Annotated in this window: 13 protein-coding genes; 5 read left to right on the top strand and 8 right to left on the bottom strand. The window is 71.8% G+C overall.

Annotation, left to right across the window (positions count from 1 at the left end; genetic code table 11):
- The first annotated feature begins 145 nt into the window (after positions 1–145).
- Entirely contained in the window at positions 146–2,836 is a 2,691-nt protein-coding gene (locus ACW14Y_RS01420) for a hypothetical protein (protein WP_456985586.1), read from the top strand.
- A gap of 229 nt (positions 2,837–3,065) precedes the next feature.
- On the top strand, positions 3,066–3,476 hold the full coding sequence (locus tag ACW14Y_RS01415; protein WP_380394651.1) for a hypothetical protein: 411 nt from the start codon (positions 3,066–3,068) through the stop codon (positions 3,474–3,476).
- A gap of 59 nt (positions 3,477–3,535) precedes the next feature.
- Here the strand turns inward: ACW14Y_RS01415 and ACW14Y_RS01410 are convergent, their stop codons facing one another.
- The 5 genes from ACW14Y_RS01410 to ACW14Y_RS01390 form a co-directional block, all read right to left on the bottom strand.
- Entirely contained in the window at positions 3,536–4,012 is a 477-nt protein-coding gene (locus tag ACW14Y_RS01410; RefSeq protein WP_380394653.1) for a GNAT family N-acetyltransferase, read from the bottom strand.
- 73 nt (positions 4,013–4,085) lie between these two features.
- On the bottom strand, positions 4,086–4,571 hold the full coding sequence (locus ACW14Y_RS01405; RefSeq protein WP_380312775.1) for an NUDIX domain-containing protein: 486 nt from the start codon (positions 4,569–4,571) through the stop codon (positions 4,086–4,088).
- Between the two features lie 33 nt (positions 4,572–4,604).
- On the bottom strand, positions 4,605–5,492 hold the full coding sequence (locus ACW14Y_RS01400) for an aminoglycoside phosphotransferase family protein (protein WP_456985585.1): 888 nt from the start codon (positions 5,490–5,492) through the stop codon (positions 4,605–4,607).
- Entirely contained in the window at positions 5,489–5,977 is a 489-nt protein-coding gene (locus ACW14Y_RS01395; protein ID WP_456985584.1) for an NUDIX hydrolase, read from the bottom strand. The genes ACW14Y_RS01400 and ACW14Y_RS01395 overlap by 4 nt, the downstream gene beginning before the upstream one ends.
- Positions 5,974–7,350 carry an NUDIX domain-containing protein gene (locus ACW14Y_RS01390; protein ID WP_456985583.1) on the bottom strand — a complete coding sequence of 459 codons (1,377 nt, stop codon included), beginning with the start codon at positions 7,348–7,350 and terminating at the stop codon, positions 5,974–5,976. The genes ACW14Y_RS01395 and ACW14Y_RS01390 overlap by 4 nt, the downstream gene beginning before the upstream one ends.
- Positions 7,351–7,860: 510 nt before the next feature.
- Between ACW14Y_RS01390 and ACW14Y_RS01385 the strand changes: the two genes are divergently transcribed.
- The gene (locus ACW14Y_RS01385) at positions 7,861–8,829 is read left to right on the top strand and encodes a DegT/DnrJ/EryC1/StrS family aminotransferase (protein WP_456985582.1); all 969 of its coding nucleotides are present in this window, start codon (positions 7,861–7,863) and stop codon (positions 8,827–8,829) included.
- Positions 8,826–9,266, top strand: coding sequence for an NUDIX domain-containing protein (locus ACW14Y_RS01380; RefSeq protein ID WP_456985581.1), 441 nt, complete (start codon positions 8,826–8,828; stop codon positions 9,264–9,266). Before ACW14Y_RS01385 ends, ACW14Y_RS01380 begins: the two co-directional genes overlap by 4 nt.
- A gap of 242 nt (positions 9,267–9,508) precedes the next feature.
- Here ACW14Y_RS01380 and ACW14Y_RS01375 read toward each other — a convergent pair whose 3' ends face one another.
- Positions 9,509–10,306, bottom strand: a complete 798-nt coding sequence (locus ACW14Y_RS01375; RefSeq protein WP_456985580.1) for a GNAT family N-acetyltransferase — start codon at positions 10,304–10,306, stop codon at positions 9,509–9,511.
- A 500-nt stretch (positions 10,307–10,806) separates the two neighbouring features.
- Here ACW14Y_RS01375 and ACW14Y_RS01370 point away from each other — a divergent pair, with 500 nt between their 5' ends.
- Entirely contained in the window at positions 10,807–11,712 is a 906-nt protein-coding gene (locus tag ACW14Y_RS01370) for an alpha/beta fold hydrolase (RefSeq protein WP_456985579.1), read from the top strand.
- Positions 11,713–11,770: 58 nt separating this feature from the next.
- Here the strand turns inward: ACW14Y_RS01370 and ACW14Y_RS01365 are convergent, their stop codons facing one another.
- Together ACW14Y_RS01365 and ACW14Y_RS01360 are read right to left on the bottom strand one after the other, a co-directional pair.
- Complete coding sequence (locus tag ACW14Y_RS01365; protein ID WP_456985578.1) at positions 11,771–13,081, bottom strand: tetratricopeptide repeat protein; 1,311 nt, start codon at positions 13,079–13,081, stop codon at positions 11,771–11,773.
- Between the two features lie 88 nt (positions 13,082–13,169).
- The gene (locus ACW14Y_RS01360; protein WP_456985577.1) at positions 13,170–14,618 is read right to left on the bottom strand and encodes a DUF4331 domain-containing protein; all 1,449 of its coding nucleotides are present in this window, start codon (positions 14,616–14,618) and stop codon (positions 13,170–13,172) included.
- Between the last annotated feature and the right edge of the window lie 8 nt (positions 14,619–14,626).

Here is a 14,626-nt window from a genome sequence, read left to right as displayed (position 1 = left end):
GCGCCGGAGCACGTCCATCGAAAGGCACCGGAGCACGTCCACCGCAGGGCGCCGGAGCACGTCCACCGCGGGGCTCGGGACCCGAAGGCGCCGCAGGACGGCGGGTCGCGTCCTCGCGATCGTCGTGGCCGCTGTCGTCATCGCGGTGACAGGGGCGGAGGGTCCGACGAAGGCTCTCGCGGCTGCGCCCGCCACCAAGGACTACTACGCGTCCCCGACCGGTACCGGAACCGCCTGCACGGCCGTCGCCCCCTGCTCCCTGGTCGGTGCCCGCGACCTCGTGCGCTCGCTCGCGCCGCGGATGGCCTCCGACATCCGGGTCCTGCTCAGGGGCGGCACCTACCGGCTCGACCGGACCTTCGAGCTCGCACCGCAGGACTCCGGCACCGGCGGGCACACCGTCCACTGGCAGGCGTACCCGGGCGAGGAACCGGTCCTCAGCGGCGCCCGGAAGGTCACCGGCTGGACCCTCGTCGACGCCGGGACCGGCCTCCACCGCGCCGCCGTGCCGAGCGGCACCGAGTCCCGGCAGCTGTACGTCAACGGAGTGCGGGCCGAGCGGACCCGCTCCGAGGCCGACCCGGGCGGCTTCACCAGGACCGCCACGGGCTTCACCACCTCGGACGGGCGCTACACGTCCTGGCGCAACCCGGCGGACGTCGAGGTCGTCGGCCGGAACGCCTGGAAGCACCTCCGCTGCCCGGTCGCCCGGATCGGGCCCCGGGAGGGCGGCGGTTCCGAGTTCGTCATGGCGCAGCCCTGCTGGGGCGACGCGGGCCGACCGCCGTACGCGAGTCTGGCGTACCCGGAGAGCGGGAGCGGTTACCGCGGATTCGGCGGCACCGACAAGGCCGACGAGGCCGCGGCGGGTATCGCCTGGATCGAGAACGCCTACGAGAACCTCTCCCGGCCCGGCCAGTTCTACCTGGACCGGTCGGCCGGGCAGCTCTACTACATCCCCCGCCCGGGGGAGGACCTGGCGAGCGCCGACGTGGAACTCCCCGTCCTGGAGGGGCTCGTGCAACTGGCCGGAACGCCGGGCCCCGTCACCCCCGTCAACAGCACCGACCCCCGCGCCACCTACAGCGGTTCGTGGGACCGGAGTGCCGCGCGCCCGTACGGCGACCTCGACGACGACGTCCAGTACACCTCCGTGAACGGGGCGTCCGTCGCCATCGCCTTCGACGGTACGGGAATCGCCGTACTCGGCGAGCGCTTCAAGGACTCCGGCGACATCGACGTCTACGTCGACGGAGCCTTCGAACGCACCGTCGCGCTCAACCGCACCGTCACGCTGCCCTCCGGTGTCCCCGAACGCCTCGCCCGCCAGACGCTGTTCTCGAAGGCCGGTCTCCGACCCGGTCGGCACACTGTCACGATCGTCAAGAAGTCCGGTGGCTATCTGACCGTCGACGCCTTCGCCGTCACCCCCGACGTGGTCGCCCCCGTGCACGACATCACCCTGCGCGGCATCACGTTCTCGTACGCGACCTGGCTGCAGCCCTCCGGGCCGGACGGCTACCGCGACAACCAGGCGGGCGTCCTGTGGGCCGGTGCGCCGGCCCGCGCCGTCCACACACCCGGCGCGGTGCGCGTCGTCCGGGGGAGCCGCATCGGCATCTCCGACAACCGGGTCCGCCACGTCGGCGGCGTCGGCGTCGAACTGGCCGCCGCCACCCAGGACAGCACCGTCACCGGCAACGGCGTCGACGACACCGCGGGCGGAGGCATCAGTGTCGGCGAGTTCGACGACTTCTGGCAGACCGACCCGACCCATTGGACGCGCGGGAACACCGTCGCCGACAACGCGATCACCCGGGTCGGCCAGGACTACGAGGACGCCGTCGGCATCCTCGTCGGCTACGCCACCGACACCACCGTCGCCCACAACGAGGTCGCCCGGACGCCGTACACGGGTATCTCCCTCGGCTGGGGCTGGTGCTGGGCCGACCGCGAGAGCTACGGCGCCGCCCGCCCGCGCCACGGAACCTCCTACGCCGGGAACAACCGGATCCTGGACAACTACGTCCACGACGTCATGCGCGTCCTGCACGACGGCGCCGGTATCTACACCCTGGGCAGCCAGGGCTTCGGCCCCACCCGCTCGGTCCTCGCCGGCAATGTCGTCAGCCTGGTCGGCGGCCACGGCATCTACCACGACGAGGACTCCACGTACTGGGACACCCACCACAACGTCGTCACGGCCGTGACCGGCGCCTGGGTCAATCTCTGGCAGGCCTCGATCAGCGACAACACCGTCCACGACAACCACACCGACACCGGCCGTGTCACCAACCACGGCACCCGCAGCACCGTCACCGGTACCACTACCGTCACCGACGGTCGGTGGCCCGCCGCCGCGCGGGCGATCGTGGCCGCCGCCGGCCTGGAACCCGCCCACGCCGACGCCCGTACACCCGAGCCGATCACCGGCAACGACAGCCAGACCGGCGACCTCCTCGCTCCCGTCACCATCGCCTACACCGGAACCTGGACCACCGCGAGCGGACGAACCGGCAACCTGCTCGGTGACGCCCACATCACCACCGCCGAGGGCGCGGGCGTCACCTTCACCTTCACCGGGACCGGATTGCGCGTCATCGGGGAGAAGGCCCCCGACCAGGGGCTCCTGGCACTGACCGTCGACGGCATCCGCAGGGGCACCGTCGACACCAGGGCGCCGGCCCGGACCGCCCAGGCTGTGATCGCCGAGGCTTCCGGCCTGCCGGCCGGCCGCCACACGCTCACGCTCGTCAAGCAGGGTGGCACGGTCGCCGACCAGGCTGGGACGACCGCCAGGATCGACGGTTACACGCTGCTCACGAACGTGTCGTGACATGCGCGAGATCGCCTCACGGTCCGGGCGGCGCGGTGCGGTCTCCCGGCCCGGCGCCGCCCGGATTTCGGCTCACCTCGAATGCCTCACCCTGCGTAGCAGTCGTAGGCACATCCGTCACTAAGTGTAGGTATGCGTAGGGGTCCTCATGGAATACGTAGCGATGGGTGCGGTCTGATCGAGGTACGGCAGCACCCGCACGGAATCCGGAAGCAGGCAGGTGGAAGCGATGTTCTCGTCCGAGACACCTCACGGGGCGGAGTGTGCGCCGCGACCGGCCATCTACCTCCGCTCCTACCCCGCCGACGCGTTCGAGATGGAGTGCCACCGGCGGGCGCTGGAAGAGCTGGCCCGGGACGCGGGGCTGCCCGAACCGGTGGTCTACATCGACAACGGCAGGCGCCCGGCGGACGGACTGCCCGCCCGGGACGCCCTGCTGCGGGCCGTCCGCGACGGATCGGTCGCCACCCTGCTGGTCCCCGGGCTCTTCGTGTTCAGCCTGAACGATGCCGAGGCCGAGGCACTGGCGGCGGAGGTGGGCCGGTGCCGCTGCCGCATCGTCCAACTGCCTCCGCGCAGTGCCTGGGCGAACACTCCGGCGGGGCGGACCCGGTCGGAGGACCTGCTGATGTCGGCCTGAGCCGAGGTCCCGCGCGGCGTCGGCTCTGAAGTCGGCGCCGAGGGCAAGGCCGAGGGCGCTCACCGCGTCCACCCGCCGGGGCCGGGGCGCAGTGTCATGAAGCCGTCGAGGGGTTCGAAGCCGAGGGTGCGGTACAGGCCGGCGCCGGCGGCGGTGGCCCGTAGTTCGACGGATCCGCAGCCGCGGTCCTTGAGGGCTTCGACGAGGGCGGTGGTGACGGCGCGGCCGTGTCCGCGCCGCTGGTGGGCGGGGTCGGTGGCGACAGTGTGGATGCGGCCCCACAGGCCGGTGGGGAACGAGGGGCCGAGGTAGCCGCGGTAGACGATGCCGATGGCGCACGCGGCGAGGCCGTCGGCGGTGGGCACGACGTAGGCGAGCAGGTGGGGGTCGGTGCCCAGCCGCTCGCGCATGTCGTCGCGGAAGGTGGTGCGCCATTCGTCGGTGAGCGGGCCGCCGTCCAGGACGGCGACGCGCAGGCGCAGCAGCTCGTCGGCGTCCTCGGGTACGGCGGCCCGGGCGGTGCTGGTGGGGTTCATCGGCGGGTGCTCTCCGGGGTGAGGTGGGTCCGGGGTGAGGTGGGCGGTCGGAGGGAGGCGGCGTCCGGGCAGCTCAGGCCCCGACCAGGGAGCGCGGGTCCACCGAGCCGTCCCAGCCGTGGGTGGAGAACCCCCGTCCGTCGCGGGCGAGGTAGGCGGTGAGGGCGGCGTGCGAGGTGGAGAACATCGGGGTGGGCAGCGCTCGGGCGTCCGTCCAGAGGACGGCGAGGTGCTTGTCGGGCTCGGGGTTGGTCAGCTCCCCGCTCCAGGACGTCGCGGCGAACACCGAGAGCAGGAAGGGACCCTTGCCGTCCCAGCCGGCCCTGACCTGGATGGTGTGGACCAGCCGCAGCTCCTCGGGGGAGACCGTCAGGCCCGTCTCCTCGCGCAGCTCGCGGGCGGCGGCCTCGTCCAGACGCTCGCCCTCCTCGACCTTGCCGCCGGGGACGGTCCAGGCGGGCACCGCGGACCAGGTCTCGTTGGCGTAGTGGATACAGACGACCTTGCCCGCCTTCTCGTCGTGGACGATGACGCACACGGCCTGACGCAGGGACTGCACGGGGACTCCAACCGGTAGTGGGGAAGGGGGTGTTCAAGCGAAGGGGTTCGGTTCGCGCAGGAGGGCGAGTACGGTGCGGGCGTAGCCGAGGATCTCCTCGTCGTGGTGGTGGTCCAGGGCCCAGCGCAGGGCGGCGGGGCAGTCGATCGCGGCCCACGCCCGGCAGGCCGCCCGCTCGTCCCGGGTGAGTTCGCGCCCGTACCCGGCGGTGAACGCGGCTCGCAGGTCGGGCCGACGGGGGGTGAGCTGGAGTGTGAGCCGCATCAGGTCGCGGCGGGCGGGCGCTTCGACGTGGCTGCGTTCGAAGTCGATCACCCCGAGCGTCAGTCGTGCTCCGTCGCGGCGCACGATCCAGTTCCGCGGGCCGAAGTCGCCGTGGCAGTAGGCGAGCGCGGTGCGCGGTGGTTCGTGGCGGGTCGCCTCGGCCAGGACCGCGATGTCCTCCGCCGGGAGGCGGGCGTCGTGGGCGCGGGTGAGCGCCCGGGAGCGTTCGTGGGCCCAGGGCAGGGACTCGCCGACGGGGGCGCCGACCGTCGGCTGCGCGTGGACGACCGCCGCGAGCTGCCCGGCCTGCCGGTAGACCTCCCGTTCCTCGGCGACGGTGAGGTCGGTGCCGGCGACCGGGGTGCCGGACAGCGCGGACGTGATGACGAGCAGCGCGCGGGTGTCCTCGGCCAGCAGGGACGGTGCCCGGCCGCCGCCGAGGGCCGGTGCGAGGAGCCGGTAGGCGGCGGTTTCGCGCTCGTGCATGAGTGGGTTCCGGTGGCGCTTGGCGAACAGCCTGTTCCCGTCGGCGCCGACGACCTCCCAGACGGCCGGACGGCCGGTGCGGGAGAGGGAGCGCACACCCAGCAGCTCGTAGCGCCCGGCCGCCACGCGCAGCAACCGGTCGACGTCGGCCGGGACTTCGGCGGCGCTCATCCGGTCCACCCTACGGTGGACAGGGTGCTGCCGCGGGTGATCCCGGCGAGCGCGTGGGCGGTGTAGGGCACGATGTCGCCCGGCAGTCCGTCCAGCGGCCACCAGCGCAGTTCCCCGCACTTGTGCGGCTCCGCGTTCCGGAGCCGGCCCTTGTACCGGGTGGGGCGGAAGAACAACTGGAGCCGGCTGCGGCCGTCGTCGGTGTCGAGGAGGTGCAGGGCGTGGACGAGCAGGAGGTCGTCCTCGGCGATGGTGATGCCGAGCTCCTCCTCCGCCTCGCGCGTCATGGAGCGGGTGACCGGTTCGCCGCACTCCATGTGCCCGGCCGGCAGGTGCCACATCCCGGCGGCGTAGGAGGTGTTGCGCCGTCGGCCGAGCAGCACCCGGTCGGCCTCGGTCAGCACGAGGTGGACGCCGACGACCAGCGTGAGCGGCTCCGATGCGGAAGCCGGGGGCGTGGCGGGGCGGATGTCCTCGGGGTTCATACCGTCCTCCCGGAGGTCGGGTCGGCAGCGGTGGCAAGGAGCGGCAGGTAGTGCCGCAGGTAGGGCGGGACTTTGAGCAGCGGCACCTCGTCGAGGGGGACCATGCGCACGGCCAGTCCCTCGTCGCCGAGCCGCAGGTCCGGCCCGGAGTCGGTCCGGACGGCGTGCAGGACGCGGGTGAGCGGGAGTCCGAGGCCGTGGTGGGGGTCGGGGAGGGGTCGTAGGTCGGTGATCTCGATGCCGGCCTCCTCGCGGACCTCGCGCACGGCGCTCTCCCGGGCGCTCTCGTCACCCTCGCGCCAGCCGCCGATCGGCGTCCAGTAGCCGGGCCAGGGCATGCCCGGCCGGTCCTCGCGCAGGTGCATCAGCAGTCGACCGGCGGAGTCGGTGACGAAGACCAGGACACCTTCGAAGTCGTCGCCCTCCGGTGCGGGGCGTTCCAGGCAGAGCGGGACGCCGGAGCGGTGGGCGCGCAGCACTTGCCGGAGCCGGTGGTAGTGGTCCGGCTCCATGAGCGACCGCCAGTCGTGGGCCGTCTCGAACCGGAACTCGGTGTGCTCGGCCGGGTCGAGGTGGATCCGCGCCTGCTGGTCGGGGGTCAGGACGCCGCCGTCGAAGACGTATCCGCAGACCGGCACGGGGTATCGCGTACCGGCCTGCTCGTGGATGACGGCCACCAGGCGCCGTCGGGCGACCACCTCGGGATTCTCGGCGGCGAGATCGAGCCCGGTCTGTTTCTCCGTCTCGGTCAGGGCAGTGGCGAACGGTGTCCGGCCGCTCCCGACGTCGCCGCCGGGGAGGTCCCATGCGGCCGGGTCGACGGTCGGGCGCAGTCCGAGGATGCGGCCCCGAGGGTCGGTGATCAGAAGGCTGCCGTAGGTGGTGGGTCGGGCGACGCCGGCGAGGTGGGCGCCGACCGGCCGCCAGCCGGGGACGCTCAGCTGCCGGCCGAGCCACTCGATCACCGTTCGTCGGCCGCCGGTGGTCGGTGGCAGGGCGTCGGTAGCCGTCCACCGGTGGTCGTCGTGGTCGTGGGAGAGCGTGATCGGGGTGTCGTCCGGCACGACGCCGGTGAAGACGAACTGGCGGACGCGACGGCCGCGCGGGTCGGTGAAGTCCAGGTGCCGTGCGTACTCCAGCGGCAGGCCGGTGAGCCCGGTCCCTTCGGCCAGCTCACGGGCCGCGCCGCCCGGCACCGTCTCGCCCGCCCGCCGGTAGCCGCCCGGGTACTCCCAGAGCGTCGGCAGGGCGTCGTGCGGCGCCCGGCGGATCATCAGGATCCGGCCCGAGGCGTCGCGGACCACGACGCCGACGCCGATGCGTTCGATGCCCTCGCCGGCGGCGAGTTCGGTGAGTACCTCGAAGTCGATCAATGAGGGGGCTCCTCGGTGTCGGGGCGGTTGTGGCCGCGGCCGGTCGGTCAGGAGGCTCGGTGCGGCTTCGAGTCAAGACCGTCGGCAACGGGGGTGTTCGAGCGCACGGAGCCGGGCATCGGCATCGTGCGCGACAAGTGTGCTTTGAAGCAGTGAAGTTGGACGGCGCTCAAGTGGCCGCTGGCGGCTGATGATGGTGCTGTTCGATTCTGACGTTCAAGCGGTTTTCCGCCCGGGCGAGCCCGGGTCGAACAGGGACTTTTCGATCACCCTGGTGCGTGCTCCGGGGTCTCCTCCACGCGACCGCGGAGGGCGTCCGGCAGGGGCGGAGCCCAGTGCCCGGGCGGCGACAACCCGTTCGAGTGCCGCCGCCCCGACCGCGGCCGGGGCGGCGGCGAACGGCCTCGGGGTGAGTGGGCCGCGGAGTGCGGAGCCATCGCCGAAATCACCCGTTCGGCTGGTCAACAGTTCGGCGAGGTTTGCGGGCCACGTTCCTCAGTCCCGACGGAGATGGCCCAGCTCCGCTCGGCCATCTCCGTCCCGGGCCGCTCGGGCATCGTCGCCGACCTGGAGGACGCCCTTCAGGACTACTTCGGGGTCCGGCATGCGGTCGCCGTCAGCTCCGGCACCGCCCAGCCGCGCCGTCATGTCACCCACCTGTGGGGCAGGCCGGTCGCGATGCTCGTCATCAAGGGCATCGCCAAGACGCACAACCTCCTGCTGCTGGAAGACGGTTCCCACGCCCACGGTGCGTCTCACGGCGGCAAGAAGGTCGGCACCTTCGGGATGGCCGGGGCGTTCTCGCTCAACAGTCCGAACCCGCTGTCCGGCGGCGAGGGCGGGTTCGTCCTCACGGACGACGACGAAACGTACGACCAGCTCCTGATGTTCGGCCACTACAACAAGCGGGCCAGGTCCGAGATCCCGGCCGAGCACCGGCTCGGGAAGTACGCGGTCACCGGGTCCGGCCTCAAGCTCCGGATCCACCCGCTGGCCGCCGCCATAGCGCACGACCAGCTCGGCCGCCTCGACGGCTACCTCGTCGGACGGGCGGAGATCGCCCGCTACCTGACCGAGGAGTTCGCGCGGATCCCCGGGCTGGAGGTCATCCCGATGCCCGAGGGAGTGGTCCCGTCCTGGTACGGGTTGACGCTCACCTACCGCCCGCAGGAGCTCGGTGGCCTCAGCGTCGAGCGGTTCCACCAGGCCCTGGTCGCCGAGGGCGCGGTCGAGTTCGACCGGCCGGGCTCCACCTGCCCGCTGAACCAGCTACCGCTGTACCAGAGCCCGGCCATGCTGTTCCCCGGCCACCCGCACGCTCACCGCCGCTACCGGGCAGGGGACTTCCCGGTCGCCGAGCACACCCACGCGCACACGATCAAGCTCCCGGTCTGGCATCGTGAACAGGATCGTCCGCCGGCCGAGCAGTACATCCGGGCGGCCATCAAGGTGAGCGACCACCACAAGGAGCTGCTGTGAACTCTCCCTTCGCCGACCCCACGTTCGAGGACACGATCCGCGCCGCCGCCGAGACGGACGGGGTGGAACGCTTCGTCGTGGCCGCCGTGATCGCCGACGGCGACCGCTTGCTGTTCCTGCGGCGCCCGGCCGGCGAGTTCATGGCCGGCCTGTGGGAGCTGCCGTCGGGCAAGGTCGAGAAGGGCGAGGGCATCCAGCAGGCCCTGCTGCGGGAGGTCGACGAGGAGACCGGCCTGCGGATCGACGCGGTCGAGAAGTACCTGGGGCACTTCGACTACACCTCCGGCAGCGGCGCCCTCACCCGGCAGCTGACCTTCGAGGTCACCGTCACTCGGACCGGCCCGGTCATCCTCACCGAGCACGACGCGCACGAGTGGGCCGGTCCCGACGAGATCCCCGCCGTCAGCGACGCGGTACGGGAACTTGTCACCCGCTGATTGTGCACTGTGAGCAGCAGGGGGTCCTTCTTCGCCGCCGAGGAACCGCCCGGTCACTGGCCGGTCCGGATCGACCGGACAGCACACGATCGCTTCGCCCGGTCCAGGCCTGGCCGTGTCCGGTCGAGACGGCCTGACTTCGTGCTCTCGTGACGCGGCGGCTTGCGCCTACGCCCCGGAGCGGTCTCTGGTGCTGTGACCGAGAAGGTCCACCGAGTGTGCCCGATGGTCGTGTTGCCGCGCTACGCCTCGCGGTCGTTGCGCTGGGGCGGGTAGACGTACGGAGTCGTGGTGGTCAGGACGGCGAACCCGAGTCGTTGCAGAATGGGGCGGCTCTGGTCGGTTGCGTCGACCTGGAGGTAGCGGTAGCCGAGGTCGGCGGCGATCCGGGCGCGATGGGCGACCACGGCCCGGTAGATACCCCGGCCTCGCCAGGCGGTCACGGTGCCGCCGCCCCACAGGCCCGCGAACTCCGTGCCGGGGTTCAGTTCCATCCGCGCCGAGCAGATGGGCAGGTCGCCGGCCATCGCGACGACCATGCTGACCGTGTCCGAGTCCTGGGCGAGTTGGGCGAGGAGCCGCTGCCGCAGACCGGCGCCGCTGGTGCCGAAGGCCTGCTCGTGCACGTCCACCACGAGATCCACTCCCGCGGGATCGGTCACCGGGAGCAGACGGACGCCCTCGGGCAGCGCGATGTCGGTCGGCAGATCCTGGATCCGGGCGACCATCACCGCCTCCTCGGGCTCAGCCGTGAACCCGGCCGACCGCAGCCGCCTTCCGAGATCGCCGGGCCGGTCGTGGGCGTATGCCTTCCACTCGAACTCGCGCCCCAGCGTGCCGAAGTAGCGCACCTGCGCCGCGATCGCCGCATCCGCTGTGGCATCGTCGAGGTCCGACCAGAGGACGCCGTTCCAGTCGTGTTCCTCGCCGACCTGCCGCACGACGTCGCCGTCACGCTCGACGCGGGCTCCGGCACTGTCGGGCCGCGCGTCGCGCCTCATCCGGCGGTCGAACAGGGCGAGCACTTCTTCGTGATCCATCCGCCCACTCCAGCACGAGGTGGGCGGCCTCGCCATTGAGTTTCGTTCTGTTCCCCGCAGACGTGACCGATCACGCGGCACGCGTCGGGAGGCGGCCGCCCAGCGGATGCCCTTTTCGCCGCGGATGCGGATGCGGGCGCGTTCGCGACACGGTGCGGCCAGGACGTCGAGGGGTGGGCGTTGGCGTTGCGCTATCAGTTCGTCGCCGAGCGGCGGCACTCCTCCCCGACCCGTCTTGGTGAGGACGGTGCGAGCCTGCTGGTGCTGATGGCGGGGCCCCGGTGCGGGAGGCGGAGGATGTCCGCCCGATGCTTCAAGCCCTCCCCGGCAGTGATCGCCGAGGTCACCGGCCTGCTTGCCCTGGGCGACGGCAAGAGGCAGGGGTCATTTCAGTTCATTCGGAGCCGGTGAACTAGTCAGTATTCTATCAGAATAGTAATGAAAAGTCATATCCATTGAGGGTATGGAAAACTGGCGCCTCGTTCACTAGGTTGGCGCCCATGACTTCGAGTGCTGAATTATTTGTCGAATCCGGTGAATTACGGCTGTGGACGGAACGGGTCGGAAACTCGAATGACCCGGCGGTCCTGCTGGTGATGGGGACCGCCGCACCAGGCATCGGATGGCCGGACGAGTTGGTGGAGGTGCTGGTCGCCGACGGTCGCCAGGTCGTCCGTTACGACCACCGGGACACCGGCCGGTCCACCGGCGTGGACTTCGCCATCCATCCCTACACGCTGGCGGACATGGCCGCCGATGCGACGGCCGTGCTCGACGGTCACGGAATAGCCGCCGCGCACATCGTCGGGGCGTCCCTGGGCGGCGCGATCGGTCAGTGGCTGGCCGTGCACCGCCCGGAACGCGTACTGACTCTGACCGCGATGATGACCGGTCCGATGGGCCACAGCGCGGGCCCGGCCTGGGTGCGCGCTATGGCCGGGCGGGCGCCCGATCCCAGTGACCTGCCGCCACCCGCGGCACGGCTCCTGGTGCACCTCGCACAGCGCGCCGCTTTCCCGCAGGGGACTCGCGACGAATACGTCGCGGCGAATCTGGAGACGTGGCGAGTACTCAACGGCGACGTCCTTCCTTTCGACGAGCATTCCGCTCGGCGCTTCGTGGAAGCCTCCTTCGACTGGACCGGAAACCATGGTGCGGCCCTCAACCACGATCTGGCCGGACGTCACATGACCGAAGACCGCCTTGCTCTGCTGTCCTCGATCGAGGCCCCGACACTGGTCGTGCACGGCACGGAGGATCCCGTGCGCCCACTGCCGCACGGCCGTGCCCTCGCCGGGGAGATCCCTCATTCCCGATTCCAGCCGGTTCCCGGAATGGGCCACGCATTGTTCTCTCCCGGACTTCCCCGGCGGATCGGCGAAATGATTCGGGAGCACATCGCATAGAGAGCGAGTGGATGCCCGCCAACAGGCTCCGAATGTCGCCCGGGGAGTTGCTCGTGCCTCATCGGAGGGCGGTGAGGGCGGTGCGGGCCAGGGGGGCCTGGAGGGGGTGGAAGGCGGGGTCGGTGGTGAGGGCTTCGGTGAGGTGGGTGCGGGCGTCGTCGTTCCGGCCGAGGGCGAGTTCGATCGTGCCGAGGTGGTAGAGGAAGAGGGCGTTGTGCCAGCCGTGGGCCTGGGCCTGCCGGGCGAGGGTGAGGGCTTCGGGGTCGGCGCCGGTGCGGTGCAGGGCCCAGGAGAGGGCGTCGGCGACGAGGACGTTCTGGCGGCGGGCCCATTCGGCGCGCAGCAGGCGGACGGCCTCGGCCGGGTCGCCGTGGTCGGCCTGGAACTGGCCGAGGGTGAGGTCGTCGACGACGCCGTTGGCGGCGGCGAGCTGCTGCTCGGCGGCCAGCAGCCGGTACTGCTCCCGGGCCTGTTCGGGGTGGCCCAGGGCTTCGTGGAGCTCGCCGAGTTCGAGGAGGTACTGGGGGAGCGGGACGCGGGCGACGGCGGCGGTGTAGTCGCGCAGGGCGTCGTCGTTCCGGCCGAGGGCGGCTTCGGCGCGGGCTTGGCCGGCGAGGGCGGGGGTGTGGTCGGGGTCGGTGCGCAGGGCCTGCCGGTAGCCGGCGAGGGCGTCCTCGGCGTGGCCGGAGTTCCGGTCGAGTTCGGCGAGCTGGTACTGGCAGAAGGCCTTGTCGGCGGGGTCGTAGGCGCCGTCGAGGGCCTGCCGGAGCGCCGCCCGGGCTTCGTCGGCGCGGCCGTGCTGTTCGAGGTCGTAGGCGGCGCGGGTGAAGGAGGCGGTGCCCGGGCGGCGGTCCAGGAGCTGCTGGACGGCCTCGGTGGCGCCGGTGTCGTCGCCGAGCTGGGTGCGGGCGTCGGCGAGGATGGCGTAGGCGGGCCAGTGTGCCGGTGAGGCGGTGACGGCCTGCTCGGCGAACTCCCGGGCCTGGTCGAAGAGGTGGCGGGCGTTGGCGAGGGCGCCGAGGCCGGTGAGGGCGTCGGCGTTCGCCTGCGGGGCCAGGGCGAGGGAGCGGTGCAGGGCTTCGTCGGCCTTGGGGTAGTACGACGGGTCTGCGGTGAGGCGGGCCTGTTCGACGTACTCGGCGCCCAGGCGCGCCCACGCTGCCGCGTCGGTGGGCAGTTGCCGCAGGCGCTGCTGGTCGGCGCTGATGGCGTGGGTCAGCGAACTGTCGGGGGCGGAACGGCCGTCCGGAGGCCCGGCGATGTCCGAGGCCGAGTGGGGGGCGGCGGGCCCGGTGCGGTCCAGTGCCCCGAACGCGGCCAGGCCGCCGCACAGGGCGAGGGTGGTGAGCAGCAGGGGCAGGCGGCGCATGAGGGCCCTTCGGCGGTGCGGGTGATCGTGCGGGCGGCCGGGCGGGTGGCCGACGGTGAGTGGTCGGCCACCCGCCCGGCGGGGTGGGTCAGTTGGCCTGGTTGACGGCCTTGTCGTACGGCAGCGCGAGGTAGGGGAAGGCGGTGCCGAAGGGCTTGTCGGTGGTGTTGACCTTGTCGCCGGCGGCGAGGGCGCCGATCAGGTGGCCCGGGGTGGCGCCCTCCATGACCTGGAGGGCGATGTCGACGACGTCGTCGGTGAGGCGGCGGCCGTTGGGGAAGCCCTGGAAGTCGCCGTTGAGGACGCCGAGCCGGTCGGGCTTGGCGGTGACCGGGGTGGACATGTTCAGCCGCAGCTCCTCGGCAGGCACGAAGTGCTTCGGGTCGATGTCCTGGTTCATCAGCTGGGAGTTGAGGTCGACGGCGAGCGGGCCGTTGGCGGCCTTGGCGATCCCGGTCAGGAAGATCTCCTGGAGGTCGGTCCGCGGGGTGGCCGGGGCCGGGAGGCCGTAGATCGCCTGGATCAGCTGCGGCACCTCGGGGTTGAGCACCTTGGCGACCACGGCGGGCTGGTTGTGGTCCTCCGACGGCGGCAGGGAGTTGAAGGCGTCCTTGAGACCGGCGGGCAGGACGACCTCGTTGACGAGCGGGTTGCCCAGACGGGAGACCTGGACGAACTTGCCGGTCGGTTCGGCCTTGCCGGGGCTGAGCTTGAGGGTCTGCTTCTCGGTGCTGGACCACACTCCGATGACCGGGTTGCGGCCCGAGTCGCCCTTGAAGGCGAGGCGACTCTTGGGCACCTGGATGGACAGGGAGTTGACGTTGTACCCGGCGAGGGTGTTCTGGCCGACCTCGGAGAGGTTGCCGCCGTAGAGGAGGTCGAAGACCCGCAGGTCGAGGAAGAACGGGTCGGCCGCCTGGGTGGCCACCGTCTGGCCGCCGCCCGGCAGTTGGACGGTCGCCTGCTGCCGCAGCTGCCCGTACTTCGGCATGGAGGCGCGGCCGGTGTCGGAGGGTGCGGCGGTGCCGTGCTCGACCAGGGTGACCGGGTCGCATCCGGGGCGCAGCTCCTGGAGCGTGTAGTACTGGCGGAACAGCAGGGTGGGGTCGGTGAGGTTGTTCACCACGCCGTTGTTGTAGAGGAAGGTGTTGGTGCCGCGCCGGTCCTCGGTGTGGAAGGTCCAGCGGTAGGTGAGGTCGGGTTTGCCGGTGCCCTGGGAGTCGATGTTGATGTCGTAGTGCGCGCCGTCGGCCCAGGGGTAGAAGTTGGGCCCGCCGTTGGGCTCCTGGAACGGCAGCCAGTTGGCGACCAGGGTGACGGTGTCCGGCTTGTCGGGGCTGGTGAAGGCGTAGACGTCGGTGTTGTCGACCTGCGGGTCGGCGGCGATCAGCGGCGCCTCGCGGTGGCTGGAGGCGGTGCTGACGCCGGCGCCGGACCCGAGGATCGCGGTGCTTGCGAGCGCGAGGCCCATGGTGGTGAGGATCGCCGCGGTGCGGGCGAGGGAGCTTCTGCGGGCAGGTCGGACCGTGAGGTTCATGCGGGTGG

It is taken from the genome of Kitasatospora sp. cg17-2 (assembly GCF_054031055.1).
Note: the sequence above shows the minus strand (reverse complement) of the source record. Positions and strands in the feature narration are given on the sequence as shown.

What these genes read in the sequence shown, in the direction of transcription:
- ACW14Y_RS01365 (WP_456985578.1), bottom strand. Translation starts at nt 13,081, where the DNA reads ATGCGCCGCCTGCCCCTGCTGCTCACCACCCTCGCCCTGTGCGGCGGC.
- ACW14Y_RS01395 (WP_456985584.1), bottom strand. Translation starts at nt 5,977, where the DNA reads ATGAACCCCGAGGACATCCGCCCCGCCACGCCCCCGGCTTCCGCATCG.
- ACW14Y_RS01400 (WP_456985585.1), bottom strand. Translation starts at nt 5,492, where the DNA reads ATGAGCGCCGCCGAAGTCCCGGCCGACGTCGACCGGTTGCTGCGCGTG.
- ACW14Y_RS01385 (WP_456985582.1), top strand. Translation starts at nt 7,861, where the DNA reads ATGGCCCAGCTCCGCTCGGCCATCTCCGTCCCGGGCCGCTCGGGCATC.
- ACW14Y_RS01370 (WP_456985579.1), top strand. Translation starts at nt 10,807, where the DNA reads ATGACTTCGAGTGCTGAATTATTTGTCGAATCCGGTGAATTACGGCTG.
- ACW14Y_RS01360 (WP_456985577.1), bottom strand. Translation starts at nt 14,618, where the DNA reads ATGAACCTCACGGTCCGACCTGCCCGCAGAAGCTCCCTCGCCCGCACC.
- ACW14Y_RS01415 (WP_380394651.1), top strand. Translation starts at nt 3,066, where the DNA reads ATGTTCTCGTCCGAGACACCTCACGGGGCGGAGTGTGCGCCGCGACCG.
- ACW14Y_RS01410 (WP_380394653.1), bottom strand. Translation starts at nt 4,012, where the DNA reads ATGAACCCCACCAGCACCGCCCGGGCCGCCGTACCCGAGGACGCCGAC.
- ACW14Y_RS01375 (WP_456985580.1), bottom strand. Translation starts at nt 10,306, where the DNA reads ATGGATCACGAAGAAGTGCTCGCCCTGTTCGACCGCCGGATGAGGCGC.